This window comes from Agrobacterium vitis (assembly GCF_037039395.1).
Lineage (GTDB): Bacteria > Pseudomonadota > Alphaproteobacteria > Rhizobiales > Rhizobiaceae > Allorhizobium > Allorhizobium vitis_E.
In genome coordinates this window covers 1191423-1209548 of record NZ_CP146242.1, presented here as the reverse complement: position 1 = coordinate 1209548, position 18126 = coordinate 1191423, and the positions used below count along the sequence as shown (strand labels likewise).

At 58.5% G+C, this 18126-nt stretch carries 17 protein-coding genes and 1 tRNA gene; 7 read left to right on the top strand and 11 right to left on the bottom strand.

Annotated features, from left to right (window positions below; genetic code table 11):
- Nucleotides 1-208 precede the first annotated feature (208 nt).
- From phoU to phoR, 6 genes are all read right to left on the bottom strand, one after another.
- The gene (phoU, locus tag V6582_RS08295; protein ID WP_015914769.1) at nt 209-916 is read right to left on the bottom strand and encodes a phosphate signaling complex protein PhoU; all 708 of its coding nucleotides are present in this window, start codon (nt 914-916) and stop codon (nt 209-211) included.
- Nucleotides 917-959: 43 nt separating this feature from the next.
- Complete coding sequence (gene pstB / locus V6582_RS08290; RefSeq protein WP_060719604.1) at nt 960-1775, bottom strand: phosphate ABC transporter ATP-binding protein PstB; 816 nt, start codon at nt 1773-1775, stop codon at nt 960-962.
- Between the two features lie 97 nt (nt 1776-1872).
- Nucleotides 1873-3210 (bottom strand): phosphate ABC transporter permease PstA, encoded by a 1338-nt coding sequence (gene pstA / locus V6582_RS08285; RefSeq protein ID WP_156633016.1) that lies wholly within the window; start codon nt 3208-3210, stop codon nt 1873-1875.
- On the bottom strand, nt 3207-4694 hold the full coding sequence (gene pstC / locus V6582_RS08280; protein WP_156633018.1) for a phosphate ABC transporter permease subunit PstC: 1488 nt from the start codon (nt 4692-4694) through the stop codon (nt 3207-3209). The genes pstA and pstC overlap by 4 nt, the downstream gene beginning before the upstream one ends.
- Nucleotides 4695-4821: 127 nt before the next feature.
- Complete coding sequence (locus V6582_RS08275) at nt 4822-5847, bottom strand: substrate-binding domain-containing protein (protein ID WP_156633020.1); 1026 nt, start codon at nt 5845-5847, stop codon at nt 4822-4824.
- Between the two features lie 193 nt (nt 5848-6040).
- Complete coding sequence (gene phoR, locus V6582_RS08270) at nt 6041-7300, bottom strand: phosphate regulon sensor histidine kinase PhoR (RefSeq protein ID WP_420360212.1); 1260 nt, start codon at nt 7298-7300, stop codon at nt 6041-6043.
- On the opposite strand from phoR, the gene V6582_RS08265 reads away from it, so the two are divergent.
- Nucleotides 7300-7446, top strand: coding sequence for a hypothetical protein (locus V6582_RS08265; protein WP_156633022.1), 147 nt, complete (start codon nt 7300-7302; stop codon nt 7444-7446). The two genes, phoR and V6582_RS08265, sit on opposite strands and share 1 nt — an antisense overlap.
- Before the next feature lie 191 nt (nt 7447-7637).
- Complete coding sequence (gene ppk2, locus V6582_RS08260; protein ID WP_156633023.1) at nt 7638-8522, top strand: polyphosphate kinase 2; 885 nt, start codon at nt 7638-7640, stop codon at nt 8520-8522.
- Between the two features lie 105 nt (nt 8523-8627).
- Here ppk2 and V6582_RS08255 read toward each other — a convergent pair whose 3' ends face one another.
- Nucleotides 8628-9896, bottom strand: a complete 1269-nt coding sequence (locus V6582_RS08255; protein WP_337739333.1) for a hypothetical protein — start codon at nt 9894-9896, stop codon at nt 8628-8630.
- 312 nt (nt 9897-10208) lie between these two features.
- Here V6582_RS08255 and V6582_RS08250 point away from each other — a divergent pair, with 312 nt between their 5' ends.
- The 4 genes from V6582_RS08250 (at nt 10209) to V6582_RS08235 (ending at nt 13001) form a co-directional block, all read left to right on the top strand.
- Nucleotides 10209-11174, top strand: a complete 966-nt coding sequence (locus V6582_RS08250) for an NAD(P)H-dependent flavin oxidoreductase (protein WP_156633027.1) — start codon at nt 10209-10211, stop codon at nt 11172-11174.
- Nucleotides 11175-11257: 83 nt separating this feature from the next.
- Nucleotides 11258-11333: transfer RNA gene (locus V6582_RS08245), tRNA-Thr, on the top strand.
- Nucleotides 11334-11812: 479 nt separating this feature from the next.
- Nucleotides 11813-12127, top strand: coding sequence for a plasmid stabilization protein (locus V6582_RS08240; RefSeq protein ID WP_156633029.1), 315 nt, complete (start codon nt 11813-11815; stop codon nt 12125-12127).
- A 109-nt stretch (nt 12128-12236) separates the two neighbouring features.
- Entirely contained in the window at nt 12237-13001 is a 765-nt protein-coding gene (locus V6582_RS08235) for an MgtC/SapB family protein (protein ID WP_156633030.1), read from the top strand.
- Nucleotides 13002-13032: 31 nt separating this feature from the next.
- Here V6582_RS08235 and V6582_RS08230 read toward each other — a convergent pair whose 3' ends face one another.
- The 4 genes from V6582_RS08230 to V6582_RS08215 are packed head-to-tail and all read right to left on the bottom strand — an operon-like array spanning nt 13033 to nt 17074.
- Nucleotides 13033-14265, bottom strand: coding sequence for an aspartate aminotransferase family protein (locus V6582_RS08230; RefSeq protein ID WP_156633033.1), 1233 nt, complete (start codon nt 14263-14265; stop codon nt 13033-13035).
- A gap of 2 nt (nt 14266-14267) precedes the next feature.
- Nucleotides 14268-15554, bottom strand: coding sequence for a TRAP transporter large permease (locus V6582_RS08225; RefSeq protein WP_156633035.1), 1287 nt, complete (start codon nt 15552-15554; stop codon nt 14268-14270).
- Nucleotides 15551-16069: a TRAP transporter small permease gene (locus tag V6582_RS08220; RefSeq protein ID WP_156633036.1), complete on the bottom strand. Its 519-nt coding sequence runs from the start codon at nt 16067-16069 to the stop codon at nt 15551-15553. Before V6582_RS08220 ends, V6582_RS08225 begins: the two co-directional genes overlap by 4 nt.
- A gap of 9 nt (nt 16070-16078) precedes the next feature.
- Nucleotides 16079-17074, bottom strand: coding sequence for a TRAP transporter substrate-binding protein (locus tag V6582_RS08215; RefSeq protein ID WP_156633037.1), 996 nt, complete (start codon nt 17072-17074; stop codon nt 16079-16081).
- A 181-nt stretch (nt 17075-17255) separates the two neighbouring features.
- Between V6582_RS08215 and V6582_RS08210 the strand changes: the two genes are divergently transcribed.
- A complete protein-coding gene (locus V6582_RS08210) occupies nt 17256-18119 on the top strand; it encodes a LysR family transcriptional regulator (protein WP_156633039.1) in 864 nt (287 codons plus the stop codon).
- Nucleotides 18120-18126 lie beyond the last annotated feature (7 nt).

Below are 18126 nucleotides of genomic sequence, written 5' to 3'. Positions count from 1 at the left end.
GCCACAGGTCGAACCTTCGGGTGAAGCCCCCACCCCATTTGGCGTCAGACGCTCAGGTGTCCGATGCCAATCTCCGTCATGGTTTCATACCAGCAGCCATTGACCATGGCTGTTGATATGCTTTTCTCTGATATCTCAGGTCTTGATGCCTTGAGATAGCAGCAAGTCATTCTACGCGAGGATGGGTCAGCATCCTCGCACTGTCATCTCAATCGGCGACCCCGAAAGCGGTCGTCGTGTCGTCCTTCGGGCGCTCACCCTCGGGCTGTGCGCCAGTGGCCATGTAATAGATGGTCTCGGCGATATTGGTGGCATGGTCGCCGATGCGCTCGATATTCTTGGCGCAGAACAGCAGGTGCGTGCAGGTGGTGATGTTGCGCGGATCTTCCATCATATAGGTCAGCAATTCGCGAAACAGCGAGGTGTAGATCGCATCGATCTCCTCATCGCGGTCGCGGATCGACTTGGCCTTTTCCGCCGAGCGGGTGGTATAGACATCCAGCACTTCCTTGAGCTGGGTCATCGCCAGTTCCGAAAGATGCTCGATGCCGCGAGCCAGCTTGCGCGGCACGCCGGTGCCTTGCACGGCCATGACCCGCTTGGCATTGTTCTTGCCGAGATCGCCGACCCGTTCCAGATCCGAGGCGATCCTGAGCGCACCGATGATTTCGCGCAGATCGGCGGCCATGGGCTGGCGTTTTGCAATGGTGACAATCGCCTTGTCACCCACTTCACGCTCGGCATTGTCCATGATCACGTCGTCGGAGATCACCTTCTGGGCGAGGGCGGCATCGGAATTGACCAGCGCGCGAACGGATTCACCCACCATCTGCTCGGCCAGACCGCCCATTTCCGAAATGCGGCGCATCAGATATTTCAGTTCCTCGTCAAAGGCGGTGTAGATATGCGCTGTCATGTTCTGATCCTTTAAAAAGATGCGTTTTCAATCAACCGTCGGATCAGCCGAACCGGCCCATGATATAGTCCTGGGTCCGCTGGTCGTCCGGGTTGGTGAACATCTTGTCGGTATCGTTTTCCTCGACCAGCTGGCCGAGATGGAACATTGCCGTGCGTTGGGATACGCGGGCGGCCTGCTGCATCGAATGGGTGACGATGACGATGGTGAAATTGGCCCGCAATTCGTGGATCAGCTCTTCCACCTTGGCCGTGGCAATCGGGTCCAGGGCCGAGCAGGGCTCGTCCATCAGGATCACTTCGGGGCTGACGGCAATGGCGCGGGCAATGCACAGACGCTGCTGCTGTCCGCCGGACAGGCCCGTTCCCGGCTCCTGAAGGCGATCCTTTGCTTCATTCCAAAGACCGGCGCGCTGAAGGCTCTTTTCAACGATCTGGTCCATGTCCGCCTTGTTGCGGGCCAGACCATGGATGCGCGGGCCGTAAGCAATGTTTTCGTAGATCGACTTGGGGAAGGGGTTCGGCTTCTGGAACACCATGCCGACGCGGGCGCGAAGCTCGACGACGTCGATGGATGGATCGTAGATATCCATATTATCGAGGGTGATAAGGCCGGTGACCCGGCAATGATCGATGGTGTCGTTCATGCGGTTCAGCGTCCGCAAGAAAGTAGACTTGCCGCAACCCGAAGGACCGATCAGCGCCGTAACGGTATTTTCGCGGACATTCAGGTTTACGTCGAACAGGGCGCGCTTTTCGCCGTAGTAAACGGACACATCCTTGCCGACCATCTTGGTGTTCACTTCGGTCATCTTCTGATCCAAGGCCTTTTCAACTGCTGCTTCAGACATCATGTTCATGTTCTTAACCCTCCGGCCTGTCTTTTCGCAATCGCTTGACGTAGGCCCGATGAACTTTCCTGGACGTCATCGTCCAGGACCATGCTTCGGCTGGTTTCTACCACCGCCGCTCAAACCGCCTGCGCAGCAGGATGGCACCGACATTCATGATCAGCAGGAAGATCAGCAGAATGATGATGGCGCCGGACGTCCGCTCTACGAAAGCGCGTTCCGCTTCATTGGCCCACATATAGATCTGTACCGGCAGCGCCGTCGACGGATCGAGCGGCGTGCCCGGATAATCCGCCACGAAAGCCACCATGCCGATCAGAAGCAGCGGCGCGGTCTCGCCCAACGCATGGGCAAGGCCGATAATCGTGCCGGTCAACACGCCAGGCATGGCCAGCGGCAACACATGGTGGAAGACCGTCTGCATCTTGGACGCACCCAGACCCAGTGCCGCAGCGCGGATCGACGGAGGCACGGCTTTCAAGGCTGCGCGAGTGGCGATGATGATCGTCGGCAGGGTCATCAAGGTCAGCACCAGGCCGCCGACCAGCGAGGCCGAGCGCGGCAGACCGGCGAAGTTGATGAACACCGCCAGACCCAGCAGGCCGAAGACGATAGAGGGAACGGCCGCGAGATTGTTGATATTAACCTCGATCAGGTCGGTCCAACGATTCTTCGGGGCAAATTCTTCCAGATAGATCGAGGCAGCAACCCCGATCGGCAGAGACAGGACCAGCACGGTCAGCATCATATAGGCGGTCCCGATCAAAGCCACGCCAACGCCTGCCGCTTCTGGACGGCTGGATGCGCCGTTGACGAAAATGCCGGTATTGAAGGATTTGGCCAGGGCGCCACTTTCAGCCAGCGCATTCATCCAGCCGATCTGCTGATCGGAAATCTTTCGGCTGCTCTCATCGACCGTCAGGTCGAATTGTCCCTTGAAGGCCGTATCGACTGTGGCACTGGCCAGGACCGAAACCGGAACCGTCTTGCCGATGATCGATGGATCGGCAACGACCATGTTGCGCAATTGTACGCGAACATTGTCGGAGACCATCTCGGTCAATTGCTTCATTGCCGGACGGTTCGAGGTGTCGATCTTCAGTTTGGCCGCAAGCGCATTGCGCACCAGAACCGGATAATTGGCCGCAACCAACACATCGGGATTTGTCGCGCGCTGATTGCTCGGATCGATCAGCTTTTCGCTGAACTCAACCGGCACGGTGATCGTGGTCTGCCAGAAGGCCGTGTAGCCCTTGGAAATCACCGAAGCGAGCAGCAGGAACAAGAACAGCAAGCCGAAGCTGATGGCGATGATACCATAGGCCCGGAACCGGCGCTCGGCGGCATAGCGGCGCTTGATGCCAATGTCCCGGCGAGGGCGTGATACAGGGGCAAGGGCGCCAGCGCCGTGGCCTGCCGCAGCGGGGGAGAGGGTCTCGCTCATTCGTACTGCTCCCGGTATTTGCGCACGATGTAAAGTGCATAGATATTAAGGCAAAGCGTGATGGCAAACAGGGTAATACCCAGCGCGAAGGCCACCAGTGTTTGCGGCGAGGTGAATTCAAGGTCGCCTGTCAGCTGGTTGACGATCTTGACGGTGACCGTTGTCATCGGCTCGAAAGGATTAAGCTGGATACGTGCTGCAACGCCTGCGGCCAGCACCACGATCATGGTTTCGCCGATGGCGCGCGAGGCGGTCATCAGCAAGGCGCCGACAATACCCGGAAGTGCTGCGGGCAGGATCACCCGTTTGACGGTTTCCGACCGTGTGGCGCCCAGGCCGAGCGAGCCGTCCCGAAGCGAACGCGGCACAGCGGTGATGATGTCGTCCGACAGGGAGGAGACGTAGGGGATCAGCATGATCCCCATGACGAAGCCTGCCGTCAACACGCTCTGTGCCTGGATGAAGCTGGCGAAATCACCGGTGGCAATGCCGTTGATCTTGGCGGATATATCGCGCAGGAACGGACCGACCGAGGTCAGCGCGAAGAAACCGTAGACGATGGTCGGAATGCCCGCCAGCACTTCCAGCAGCGGCTTGGTGATGGCGCGCAGCCGTGGCGAGGCATATTCGGCCATGTAGATGGCTGCAAACAGGCCGACGGGCACGGCAAACAGCATGGCGACAACGCCGATATAGAGCGTTCCGAGCAGAAGTGGGATCAATCCGAACTGGCCGCCGGTATCTGTAGCGCCAGCGGCTGCAAAACGGGGATCCCAGACCGTACCGAAGAAGAAGCGCCAGGCCGGAACCTCCCGGAAAAAGTGGGTGGCTTCCGTCAACATCGACAGGATAATGCCGACCGTGGTCAGAATGGCGATGGAAGAGCAGATCACCAGCGCCGCCTGAATGGCCTGTTCGACCCGGTTGCGCGCACGAAAGCGCGGCGCAATCAACCGCAGCGCAAACAGGGCGCCTGCGAGCGAGGTGGCAATCACCACGATGGTCAGCGCCATGTCGTTGATGGCGCGCATGCCGTTCAGCGCCTCGGCGGCTACGATCATGTAAGGCTCAGGCTCACCGGCCAGCGGCACGCCCTGTTCGGCCAGCATGGTGCGGGCCGTCGTGGCATCGGCGCTTTTCAGCTTGGCCAATTGCTCGTCGTCAAGGCTCTTCAGGCCGCGCGCGATCGCACCGATCGTGCCGTAATTGAGGTTCTGGGTGGCTCCGGCCTGCGCCTTGACCGTATCGGGCATCGCCTCGCGTACCCGGGTTTCGATCAGCGATGGCGCAATCGCCATCCAGAGACCCAGCACCAGGAAAGCAGGCACAACCGCCAGAATGGAAACGAAACTGCCATGATAGCCATAGCGGGAATGCAGGGCGGATGCGCGGCCTTGCGCGAGCGACTGCGCCCGCGACGAGCCCAGCAGGTAGCCGATGATCCCGATAGCAATAACGATGAAAATTAGGATTGACGTACTCATTCTACCATCCCCGGCCTCTCCACGCCCTGCCGCCAAGGGCCGGGCCGCATGTTACGTCATCAATAAACATCAACCGCAACATCATGATGAGGCTGGCGCGGCAAATGTCCGCGCCAGCCACAAAGACTTACTTGCCAGCGGTGAACTTGGCGCGGAACTCTTCGCGTTCCTTGTCGGGAGCCGGAACCAGACCGTAATTGGCCAGTGGGCCGTCAGGGCCGATCATCTGCTCGGACAGGAAGAAGTCGACATATTCCTTCATGCCAGGAATGACGCCGAGATGGGCCTTCTTGACGTAGAAGAACAGCGGACGCGAAACCGGGTATTTGCCAGTGGCAACGGTTTCAACCGAAGGCTTGACGCCGGAAACGGTGGCGACCTTCAGCTTGTCGGCATTGTTTTCATAGAAGGACAGGCCAAACACGCCAATGGCGGTCTTGTTGGCAGAGATACGGGCCAGCGTTTCGCTGTAATCGCCATCGATATCGACAGCCTTGCCATCCTTACGTACGGCGATGCACTTCTTGGGAGCATCCTTTTCGCCGATCGCAGCCTTGATCACATCAAGAGCGCCAGCGTCCTTGCAGCCCTGCTGAAGGACATTGACTTCGAACACTTCGCGCGTGCCGTGCTTTTCGCCCGGAATGAACGCCATGATGTCGGTGTCCGGCAGGTCCTTGTTGACTTCCGACCACTTCTTGTAAGGGTTGGGAACAAGCTTGCCGTCAACCACGACTTCCGCAGCCAGACCCTTGTAAAGGTCGGTCGGCACCAGGGCGAGGTCCTTGTTGGAGCTATCGACGGCGAAAACGATGCCGTCATAGCCGAACTTGACTTCCTGGATGTCCGTCACGCCAGCTGCCTTGCAGGCTTCGGCTTCAGACTTGTTGATCGGGCGCGAAGCATTGGCGATATCAATGGTTTCCGGGCCAACGCCCTTGCAGAATTCCTTCAGGCCAGCGCCGGTGCCGCCGGATTCGACGACCGGGGTCTTGAACTTGGTAAAGGTCTCGCCAAAGGTTTCGGCAACGATCTTGGCATAGGGAAGAACGGTGGAGGAACCAGCGATCTGGACCTGATCACGCGCAGCGGCGGCGCCAGCAAAGGCGACTGAGGCGACCAGAGCCGCTACGGACAGTTTCAGCATATTCATTTATCTCTCCCGAGAATGAGCTTTCGTGTGGGATGCAAGCGTCTGTCGCTTACAATCGCCGTGCTCCGGCGGCTTGTTCTTAAGCCCCGACAGGCTTTGCTTTTATGTCAGTTAGGTGAAACATTTGTGACAGTTCAACCAATTGATATACATAGGCAAATATTACTGGGGCCGGAAAGATGTGTGAGATCTGTCAAAATCGGACGGTAAAATCGGTCCCCTGGCCAAGTTCCGAGCGGATGATCAGCCGCGCCCGGTGTCGGGTCAGGATATGCTTGACGATGGCAAGCCCCAGCCCGGTTCCTTTCTTGGAACGGCTATCGGCAACACTGACACGGTAAAAGCGTTCCGTCAGGCGCGGTACATCCTCGGCGGGCACGCCAGGCCCCTTGTCCACCACGCTGACTTCCACGCCGCTGGCCTTCTGGCGCAGAAAGACATCCACCTGCTTGCCTTCCTGTCCATATTTGCAGGCATTTTCGATCAGGTTTTCGAACACCTGGATCAGTTCGTCGCGGTCGCCGGTGACCTCGACGCTCTCTTGCGGCAGATGCAGGCGCAGATCCACATCGAGGTCTGCGGCCAGCGGGCTCAAGCTGTCACGCACATGGGTCAGAACAGGCTGGAGCGCCACTTTCTGGTCGGGTGCCAGATGGGCTTTCAGCTCCAGCCGGGACAGGGATAGCAGATCGTCCACCAGCCGGCTCATCCGGTTGGCCTGATCCAGCATGATGCCCAGAAAGCGCTCCTGCGCCTTCAGGTCGTTGCGGGCGGGGCCGAGCAGGGTCTCGATGAAACCGCGCAAGGAGGCGAGCGGCGTGCGCAGTTCGTGGCTGGCATTGGCGACGAAATCCGAACGCATTCTGTCGATGCGGCGCAGCTCCGAAATATCGCGAAACGTCATGACGAAAAGGGCTGTTTCTCTCTTCAGTTGTGGCAGGGACAGGGGCGCGACCCGCACCGCGAAGACCCGCTCGGAGGGCAGGACTTCGGAATGCTCGATCTGGTTGGGCAAGCCATTGCCGACCGTTTCACGCACCATGTCGAGAATGCCGGGTGAGCGCCAGCGGGCAGAAATATGCATGCCCGTTTCCAATTTGCCAAAGGCCTTTTCGGCGGCACCGTTCTGAAAGACGACCCCGCCATCCGAGCCGAAGACCACGCAGGGCAGGTCGATGGCCGCAATTGTCGCCTGGACAAGCCCCTCGACTTCCTCGCCATGCGGCAAGACAGGCGAGGGCGCCACAGGTAAATGCACTGGCGGATCTTTGTCTTCGCTGCCTTTATAGAGCAGGATAACGATCAGCGAAAACAGCAGCAAGACGACGCCGAACTCGCTGTCGGCACCGGCCAGCACGGCTGAGCCAGAGACCAGGATTGCCAGTAGGATAAAATCCCAGCGGTCGCGCAATCGCTCGCCAAAGCGCCGCCAGGATGGAAATAACTGCTTCAATGAAAACCTCCGGCGGCGGTATTATACCAAGTCTCGAAGATGTGGACCGCATCCTCGTCTTGAAGGCATTGGAAATATCTCAAATGCATCTGCTGCTTGAGATATTTGTAAAGGGAATACCAAGCGTCATTTTCAATGACCCCTGATATGGGTGGACTGGAGAGATAGCCTATTCCTGTTGCATGACAGGATTTTACCGCCAACGCACGAATGAATGTCAACGCAGAGACGGGAACGAAGCGTCGCACTCCCACGTTTCGAACAGGTTCTTGAAGATTTTGACAGTTTCATGGTCAATATACTCACATCAGACCGTGCGGGCGACAGGGAGAATGGAATGGATGACGAGCAGCAGGCAGGCAGTCGCGGCGTAACTTTGCGGATCAGGGGTGAATTGCGCGCCTTTGATATCGACGATCCGGTTCTGCCGGACTGGGTTGAAAAGGAAGCGCTGAGCTCTGGCGGTCATCCCTATGACAAGAAGTTGAAACGAGAGGTCTATGAGGAGGAGTTGAAGAAACTCCAGATCGAACTGGTCAAGGTGCAATTCTGGCTGCAATCGACCCGCAAACGGGTGATGGCCCTGTTCGAGGGGCGGGATGCGGCTGGCAAGGGCGGCACCATTCACTCCATTCTCGAATATATGAACCCCCGCTCGGTCCACAATGTCGCCTTGACCAAGCCGACGGAAACCGAACTCGGCCAATGGTATTTTCAACGCTATATCACCCATTTTCCCGGCGGCGGCGACATGTCGCTGTTCGATAGATCCTGGTATAATCGCGCTGTAGTCGAGCCGGTCATGGGCTTTTGCACGCCCGAACAATATGAGCATTTCCTGGAACAGGCGCCACGGTTTGAAAAGCTGATCCGGCAGGAGGGGATTTATTTCTTCAAATTCTGGCTCGATATCGGCCAGGAAATGCAGATCAAACGCTTTCACGACCGCCGTCACGATCCGCTGAAGGTCTGGAAACTATCGCCCATGGACATTGCGGCTCTGGATAAATGGGGCGATTACACCGAAAAACGCGACAGGATGCTGAAGGAAACCCATACCAAGCACGCCCCCTGGATTGTGGCCAAGGCCAATGACAAGCGCCGGGCTCATCTCAATGTCATAAGGCATATGCTGCTTTCCCTTGACTATGAGGGCCGCGACATCAAGGCGATCGGCGAGATCGACAAAAAGATCGTCGCAGAGGCGCCGGATATGCTGTGACGGCGGACGTTGTCTGCAGGGTGTTTTAAAGCAGACACTCAGCAGATTTGATCTGCGACAGTATCTTTTCGTGTTTCGGTCGAGAAAACGATACTGTCGCGGCAATCATTTGCCGGGAAGAACACGCACAGCATAAAGATTGATGCCGTTGCCCTGACCGCTGATATCGGCATTGATCAGAAGCTGCCCAGGCGCATTGGGGGCGATGCCATTCGGCAGGGTCACTCGAAACAACAGGTCGGCTTTTTCCGGATTGGCTGTGAAACGGTGACGGGCGCAGTCGCCCAGACGATCAAATGCGCAGCTCAGCGAGAACTGAACCGGTTTTTCACCAAAGGACTGCACCGTCAGGGCGATGGTCGAGGTTCCCCCAGCCATTTGCCGCAACAGGTCCGGCGCGATTTCGATGGCAGCCGTGCCATCCATGTCGGTGCTGCGTGAAACGATATGGACAGCCTGGCCATCGCTGGCGCCGACCACGTCCGCTGTGGCGTTTGGCCGTGCCTTGATTTTCGAGGCATCGCCGGGCTGGAAGGCCTCTATCCAATCATTGGAAAAACCGCGTTGCGGATCGATGGTCTTTGGCTCATTTGCCGCTTCGCCGCCGGATTGATCGGCAGGCTGGTCGCCGTTGAAGTCTTCCGACGACACAGTTGGCGTCGGCGATGGCGCGCCCGTCTGCCGCTGGTCAGGAGACAGCAGCAGGCCGGTGGAATAGACCCACCAGGCCGCAATGCCGATGGAAGACAGGAGGGTGACGGAAATCAGCAGGCGCGACAGGACGCCCCGGCGACGGCGTGGCTTTGCAACGGGTTCCGCCCGCATGCCGCGGACAGGCTCTTCGTCATACTCGTCTTCCGCGCTCTCTGGCTCTGCACTCATTGGCCGAGCCGAAAACGAAGCGAAACTCGACATGCCCGCCGGATCAGCCCGGTCATGCCGTTCAGCCCGGACGTCATCAAGGTCGAGGCCTGGTTCGGCAGGCCGCCCGTGATCCCGGTCGACGCCGAAGGACAGCGAGGCTGAATCGTTGCCGGGAGAGTTCGCATCGGCTGAGGCCGATGGCGCGGGACCTCTTGGCGGGGTTGATGTCGAGAGAGGTGGCGACATGGGTGGTGGAACCGGAGCGCGTGACACAGGCTCAACTTCGGCTTCGGCTTTCAGCCGTGCCCGCTCCTGCTGCTCGATCGCATGAATGGTCGCTTCCAGACGGTGCCGCTGCTCGGCCACGGTCTCCGGATCGTTGACATTCTGCTTCTTGAGACCTGCTTCCAGAGCCTGGCGCGCAGACTGGTAAATTCTGGCCCGAACTTCAGCCCGCGATCGCTCCGACCGGTCGAGGGCGCTTCTGATGGCCGTTTCCAATCCGCTCACGCGAGACCTTTCCACATTCATGGCCCGCGACGAAATGTATCGGGCATTCTTCTTCCCTTGAATCGGTAATCGGAGACTAGACAAACCGCAAGCCCGCAGCCCATCCCCCGACGGATCGATAGTGGAAAAACATCATTATAAGGCGTAGCGAGCGGCTTGCGACAGTTCTGGTTCCAGTTCGGTCCACCCTTTCAGCCGGATACGCATCGCCGTCTTCTCAGCGCAGCGGGCAGAAGTTCCTGCTCTTTTCAACCGGCGACAGGTCTGCTAACCTTTTGACGTTTACGCGAACGTCAATTTTTCGAGGCCCAAATGGCTCTTCCAGATATCCTGTCTCGTCACCTCAGACTTCCGGTGATTGCATCGCCTTTGTTCATCATTTCGCATCCGCGCCTGACGGTGGCGCAGTGCAAGGCGGGTGTGGTGGGCGCCTTTCCGGCGTTGAACGCCCGGCCGGAAGCGCAGCTGGACGAATGGCTGGATGAGATCACCCAGGAGCTTGCCGCCCATGACCGCGCCAATCCCGAGCGTCCCGCCGCGCCGTTCGCCGTCAACCAGATTGTCCATGGTTCCAACAAGCGGCTGGAGCACGACCTGGGCATGTGCGTCAAATACAAGGTGCCGATCGTCATCTCTTCGCTGGGCGCCGTGCCGGAGGTGAATGCCGCTATCCACTCCTATGGCGGTATCGTGCTGCATGACGTGATCAACAATCGCCATGCCCATTCGGCGATCCGCAAAGGCGCCGACGGTCTGATCGCGGTTGCCGCCGGGGCCGGCGGCCATGCGGGAACGCTGTCACCCTTTGCACTTATCCAGGAAATCCGCGAATGGTTCGACGGGCCGCTGCTGCTTGCCGGCTCGATCTCGACCGGCGGCGCTATTCTTGCCGCTCAAGCAGCCGGTGCCGACATGGCCTATATCGGTTCGCCCTTCATTGCCACGCAAGAGGCGCGGGCGCCGGATGCCTATAAGCAGGCTCTGGTCGAAGCCAGTGCCGCCGATATCGTCTACTCTAACTATTTTACCGGTATTCACGGCAATTACCTGCGCTCCTCCATCGTAGCCGCAGGTCTGGACCCGGAAAAATTGCCAGAGGCCGATCCCAGCAAGATGGATTTCGGCAGCGCCGTCTCCGGCGCCAAGGCCTGGAAGGACATCTGGGGCTGCGGTCAGGGGATTGGTGCCATTAAGGCTGTGGAGCCTGTTGCCGCGCTGGTCGATCGACTGGACAGCGAATATCGCGCCGCCCGCGACAGGATCTGCGGAAAAGTGTAACGGATACCAAAAGGCATCTTGAAATCTGCGATGTTTGCCTGTATCCACCCGCACACATCGCAGGCCGGTCTTCGGCCTCGCGTGCCGCTTTAGCTCAGGTGGTAGAGCACATCATTCGTAATGATGGGGTCGCAGGTTCGAGTCCTGCAAGCGGCACCATTTCCCCTAATGAATTCATAGGCCTATGGCGTTTGCGAAGACGCATGTCTTCGCTTTCCAAATTAGCGCAACTACAGCGGAACCTATAGACGGGGGCCAAGACCACTTTGTGTCCTCCGGTGACGTTGGAGGCTGCGACCTGGTAAGTCTCAGGAAAATCGATGCATAAACAAAAAACGAGTGAACGACGCACGAGAGCACCGGACCGAAAATAGGAATCGGTACGATGCTGTAGGTTTTTGTTTGCGCATCGGATTTCTCCGAAAACCGGTTCCCCTTTTTCGGTCCCATGCTCTAGGAGAGTTCTTGGCCGCTCGTAACTGGAACTTTCCACCAGTGATGCAGCTGTGCCGCGGTCAGGTTGTTCCGCGTCCATCAGCGGTGATGGTGGCCTTTTGCGCTCATGTCGACACCATTTCGGAACTTTACCACTTCCAGCGCGGTTATTTGTTCTTCAAATCAGCAAAAGGAGATGTTTCATGCCCCGTGGTGACAAATCCGCTTATACTGACAAGCAAAACCGCAAGGCCGAGCACATCGAAGAAAGTTACGAAAATCGTGGCGTACCCGAAAAGGAAGCGCAAAGCCGCGCTTGGGCGACGGTGAACAAAGAAAGCGGTGGCGGCAACAAATCAGGTTCAGGTCGCGGCCACCCCGAAAGTCACGCATCCTCGGAAAAGGGTGGACGCAAGGGCGGTAAGGCTTCTGCTACAAGAACCAAGGAAGAACGATCTGCTTCAGCAAAGAAGGCCGCAGCGACCCGTAAAAATAATGAGCAGCACGCCCATCATTGACCGTTACAGCACCGTGCGTTTCATGAACCGCACGGTGTTGTAACGTGTTATATCTGGTGCCTGGTTTTTCTTTGAACCGATTCCGGGGCGAGGCTCAGTCGTCTAAAGAATGAGCTTCGCATCACTTCGCAAGCAGCCCATTGCTGACGGTCCGAGAGGAGCGTTCGTGTCGTCATTACAGGATCTTATGCCAATCACGCCCACCTGGGACGATATCGGTCTGCGCATCCTGGCCGCAGTGGTCGCCGGGATCTTTCTCGGTATAAACAGGGAGCGTGGTGGCCACGCGGCGGGTCTAAGGACAACCATTCTTGTCGGACTGGCGGCCTGTATCTCCATGATCCAGGCCAATCTGTTGCTCTCGGCAAGCCAGGGCGCCAATGGCTCAATGGACATCCTGCGATTGCCGCTCGGCATTCTGACTGGCGTTGGCTTTATCGGCGGCGGAGCGATATTGCGGCGCGGCGATGTGGCGACCGGAGTGACGACTGCCGCCACGCTTTGGCTGATGACGGCGATTGGATTGTGCTTTGGCGGTGGACAGTTCATTATCGGAGCTGTCGCCTCGGTCGTGGGTTTTGTTGTTCTTTCTCCGTTGAAAATCCTTGGCCTGTGGCTTTCCTCCGAACAGAAGGGTGTGGTTGGTATCCGGCTCGCCAAGGGCGCTGAGATACCTGAAATTGCCGACTCCTTGCCCAAGGGAGCCGAAGCGACATTCACGGCACTGCGCAGCCTCGACATTCAAAACGACGAGGCCTTGTTTGAGTTGCGGTGGAGGAGTGGGCCGCGCATGCCCACGGCCCTTCATGTCGTGCAAATGTTACGTGCTACCTACGATGTCGCCAGTTTTGAACATCGCACGACCATCACTTGATAGCGCCGCAAGAACGGTGGCCTGATGCCTGTCAGGCTGCGACCGATCTGGCAGCCTTTTCAAAAGCCTCAGCCCAGAGACCAAGTGCTTCCTCCTCATGCCGGGCTGAAAGATAATACCTGCCGAACTGGCTATACATCGACATCACGCCGTTGCGCCGCAGCTCGGTATGAAGTCTGGCCGTGAAATCCTTATCGGACAGCTGTGCCGCTTCCTGGTAGGTTGAGGGCGGTTTCTTGCCGCGCCAGAGGGTAAAGACGGTGCCGTAGCCGCTGGCACAGATGTCGATGCCTGCTGTGCTGAAGGCATGGATCGCATGGGCCTGAAGGTCGGACCCCGCCTTTTCGAGTGCGCCGTAATCGACGGTGTCGATGACGCTCATCGCCGCCTTCACAGCCGCGCAGGCGACCGGATTGCCGTTATAGGTGCCGGCGCGGTTGACGCGGCGGTCCTCAAAGGCTGCCATGACCTGTGGCGTGCCCAATAAAGCTGCAACGGCAACGCCGTTGCCAATTGCCTTGCCGACCGTGGCAAGATCCGGACGGATGCCCATCAGATGGCTTGCCAGGCCACCATGGAGCCGAAAGCCCATCAGCACTTCGTCCATGATCACCAGCGCGCCATGCTTGTGGGCAATCGAGGCGACGTGTTGCAGATATCCGGGATCGGCGAGAATACACCCTGCATTGGCCATCATCGGCTCCAGGACGATGGCGGCGATATCATCGCATTCTTCAAATAGCAATTCGACATCCTGCCGGTCGTTGAAGCGCAGGAGTAACGTATTGCCGCTCGATGGCCGGTCATTTGTCGCCATGTTCGCTTCGGGCGCGCCGGCATTGCCGAAAGCCACGTCATCGAACCAGCCGTCATAACCCGCGGCCATCTTGACGATTTTTTGCCGGCCGGTCAGCGCACGCGCCGTCCTGCACGCCAGATGCACGGCCTCGCTGCCCGAATTGAGAAAGATGACCTTGGTCAGATCCCCGCTATGGGCAGCAAGAGCGGCTGCCGCTTCCTCTTCAAGGCCGTGGGCATAGGCTGGCATCGAGCCTTTGCTCAAGGCTTCGCGGATGGCTTCGGTGACGACAGGATCGGTATGTCCGAGGAACGTCGCGCCAAAACCAAGGGCCGTATCGACATATCGCCGACCGTCTTCGTCCCAGACATACGGCCCCTGTGCATTGGCGACGAGAAACCTCTTCCCGTCCAGATCGGGAACTTCACGTCCGCCGCTGGATATACCGCAAACCAGATGTTGCATCATTAAACTCCAAACAGGCTCGGAAGCCATTCGGTCAGGATGGGGAAAGCGACAAGCGCCGCAACACAAACCACGCTGGCAATCCAATAGGGAACCAGCCATTTCGAGACCGACCACATGTCGATTTTCGCGACATTGCAGACGACAAAGATGTTCGTGCCGATCGGCGGGGTAAACAGGCCGATGCCGAGCGTCATGGTGAAGACGATGCCGGTCTGATAGGGCGTCAGGCCCGCCGCCAGGGCGATCGGCACCAGTATCGGCGCCAGGATGATCAGCGCTGGTCCAAGATCGAGCCAGAAGCCGACGACTTTCAGCAAGACCAGCACCAGGATGATGGTGACGAGCGGTGTCGTATGCAGGCCGGTAATCCAGGCGGCGGCATTGGCCGGCACCTGTTCGACCGTCAGAATCCAGCCAAACGGTGTGGCGAGCGCCATGATCATCATGATCACGCCTGTCGTTGCCACGGCAGCCGACGCCGCCGAATAGAGTGACCGCAGCGGAAGCTCACGGTAGACGAAGATTCCGACCAGGAATGAATAGACGACGGCGAGCGCCGAGGCTTCCGTGGCGGTGGCAATGCCGCCGATGATCGAGCCCAGCACCAGCACCGGCATCAGCAGGGCGGGGAGGGCGCCAAGCGCATCCCTGCCAATCTCTCCCCATTGCGCAGGCGTTTCGTTGCGCGGAAAATTATGGCGCTTGGCGACAATGTAGGACGTGACCATGAATGTCACCGCGATGAACAGGCCTGGCAGCAGGGCTGCCACCAGCAGGCCGCCAATGGAGGTGTTGGTCAGCACGCCATAGAGGATCAGAATGACGCTTTGTGGACCGATAATGCCAAGGGTGCCTGAGGCGGCGGTGACGGCGGCGGCAAAGGCTTTTGGATAGCCACGCTCGGCCATGGCAGGGATCATGATCGATCCGACAGCGCCGGTATCGGCGGTTGCCGAGCCGCTGATGCCACCATAGACCAGGGCTGTTGCAACATTGACAAGGCCAAGGCCGCCGGTGATGCGACCGAAGATATGTTCTGCGACCCGCATGATCCGGGTGGTCAACCCACCGCGATTCATCAATTCTCCAGCGAAGAGAAACAGAGGAATGGCCGCAAGCGTGATGGCATCGGCACCGCGGATCGTCTGCTGTGCAAACCAGGCGAAGGGCAGGCCGAGATGGCCGACATAGATCGTCAGCAGGCTGGCCACGCCCATGCACCATGCAATGGGAACGCCGATCAGCAGCAGAAAGGAAAAGCTGAGGATAAGGACGGCAACGGTCATCGCAGTGATCCTTCCTGTGGCTTTTCCGGCAATGGACGAACCCTGTGGGAAAGGCGGTAGAGCGCAATGCAGACGGCTGCGACGCCAAGAATGAGGATGGTCGCCGTGATCACGCCGGTCGGCATGCGCAGGACGGATGTCGGCACCTTCCACGAGCGCTGCCAGACCGCCCAGCCGCTGATGACGAAAGCCAGCCCCATGGTTAGAAGCGCGAGGTTGGCGATGGCATCGAAGGCGGCCCGCAGGCGGGGTGGGGCGCTGTGCTTGAAGGCTTCGAAAGCCACGTTTTCACCGCGCACTTCGGCATTGATCAACCCGATGAAGATGATCCAGATGAACGCGATCCCCGCGACTTCGAAGGACCATTCGAAACCGCCCAAACCGAAATAGCGGGCAATCACGCCAAGCAGGGTTGATCCGAACATGGTGATGAAGGCCAGCACACCCGCAAACTCGAAGATGCGCTTCAGCCACCCCCACCCGCCGGGTGAGGGGTTTTCTGAAAACTGATCCATGGATGGGCCTCAGTTCGCGCTTGCGGCTTGTTTCACCGCCGAAACCAGATCGCTGCCCCATTCTTTCGAGAATTGGTCGTAGACCGGCGAGACCAGCGCGACAAACGGTGCGGTATCCACTTTCGTCACCTTGACGCCCTTGCCCTCGAGCTTCTTCTGGGTGTCGGCATAGGCCTTGTCCAGCGCGCTGCGATACCAGACGACGGTGTCTGTCGCGGCCTTCTTCACGGCGGCCTGTTCATCAGGCGTCAGCGATTCCAGCTTGTCCTTGTTCATGTACCACCAGTTGGCGGTCCAGATATAATTGGAGATCGACAGGTCCTTGGCGACTTCATACCATTTGGAGTCCCAGTAATCGCGCATTTCAGGCTCGACGGCAGCAACGACATGCGATTGCAGCGCTGTATAGACCTGACCGAAAGGAATGGATTCCGCCAAGGCGCCAAGCTGTTTCATGGTGGCCAGAATAACCGGATTGGGAGGTGTGCGAATTTTTACGCCGGCCAGATCCGCTGGTTTTTCGATGGGCTTGCTGGTGGCAAACTGGCGAAAGCCGGAGTCGAGCACGCCGAGCATCACATAGCCGCGCTCCTCGCCGAGGCGTTGGATCTTCTGGCCTTGTTCGCCATCGAGAAATGCGTGAACGTTTGATGCGTCCTTGAACAGGAACGGCAGCGACAGCACGTTGAGGCGCGGATCGATGGCATCGACCGCACCGCCGAGACCGATGTCGATCGACCCCGCACCGACGCCGTCGGCGATTGGGCCTTCGTCGCCTAGCTGGGCATTCGGGAAGATCTGAACCTTGACCGATCCCTTGGTATTCTCACCAACTTCCGTTGCGAATTTTTGAACCGCTTCATTGATCAGGCTTTCAGGCGCAGAAGCATGCGCCAGCCGCAATATTGTTTCAGCATTGGCGGTGCTGGACCAAAGGCTGGAAAGACCAAGTACGGTGCCGAGCATGATGGCGGGCAGCCGACTGCATTTGTTGAGAGTGAACATGAATTCCCCTTTACGTTCTTCTTGTGTTGACGCAGCATGAGAATAATTGTCATTGCGCGGCTGAAAATGACAATTTTATTATTGATGCATAAGCGCCGCTGATAGCAGCCGTTTTCTGGAGCGGTTGCGCCTTGAGAGATAGGAAGCGTTTCGACGGTCGACTGGTCAATGGCGGAGCAGAATGCGCAATCTCGATAGCGACGCACTGGCAAGCTTTGTAGCTGTTGCCGAGACAGGCAGTTTCACGGCGGCGGCGGAACGGCTGGGGCGCACGCAGGCCGCGGTCAGCATGGCGATCGGCAAATGGGAGGAGCGTCTTGATCTGCGATTGTTCGATCGCGGGCATCGCCGGGTCACATTGACGCCGATCGGAGAAAGATTGCTTGGCTACGCGCGGCGCATACGGGCAATCGAGGATGAAGCCCTGGCCACGCTGCTTGAAGGCCGCAATGAAAGCCGCGTTCGGCTCGGCATGCCCGATGACTACCTGACACTGTTTGGCACGGCGCTGATGCAGCGTTTTGCGCCACAGCATCCCAAGGTCAATCTGGACCTGCAATATGATTTCTCTCACCATCTGGAAGGCATGGTTGAAAGCCGCGAGCTGGATATTGCCATCATAACGCAAAGTCTGGCCGAGCCTAAGGGTGAGTTGATCCGCCTGGAACGGCAGGTTTGGTGCGCGGCCCCAAACCGTTACCCGGAACACAGCAGTACGGTTCAACTGGCGCTTTTTCCTGACGGCTGCCGGTCAAGGCCACAGGTTCTGGCAGCGCTGGATCGTGCAGATCGCCGTTGGCGCATTGTCTATTCGTCATCGGACATTGCTGGAATTCAGCTGGCGGTTCATTCGGGAGACCTTTTGACGGTCCTGCCGGAGACGGCGGTGCCTGCGAACTGGCGCAAGCTGGGGGTTGATGATGGCCTGCCGGAGCTGCCGATCTTGCGGTTGGCAATGGTTCTGCCCCAGCAACCGCGCCTGCCGGTCAGGCAATTGGCGACGTTCCTGCGTGCAGAATTCCAGCATTCTCTTTCTACCGCATAATGCCTTG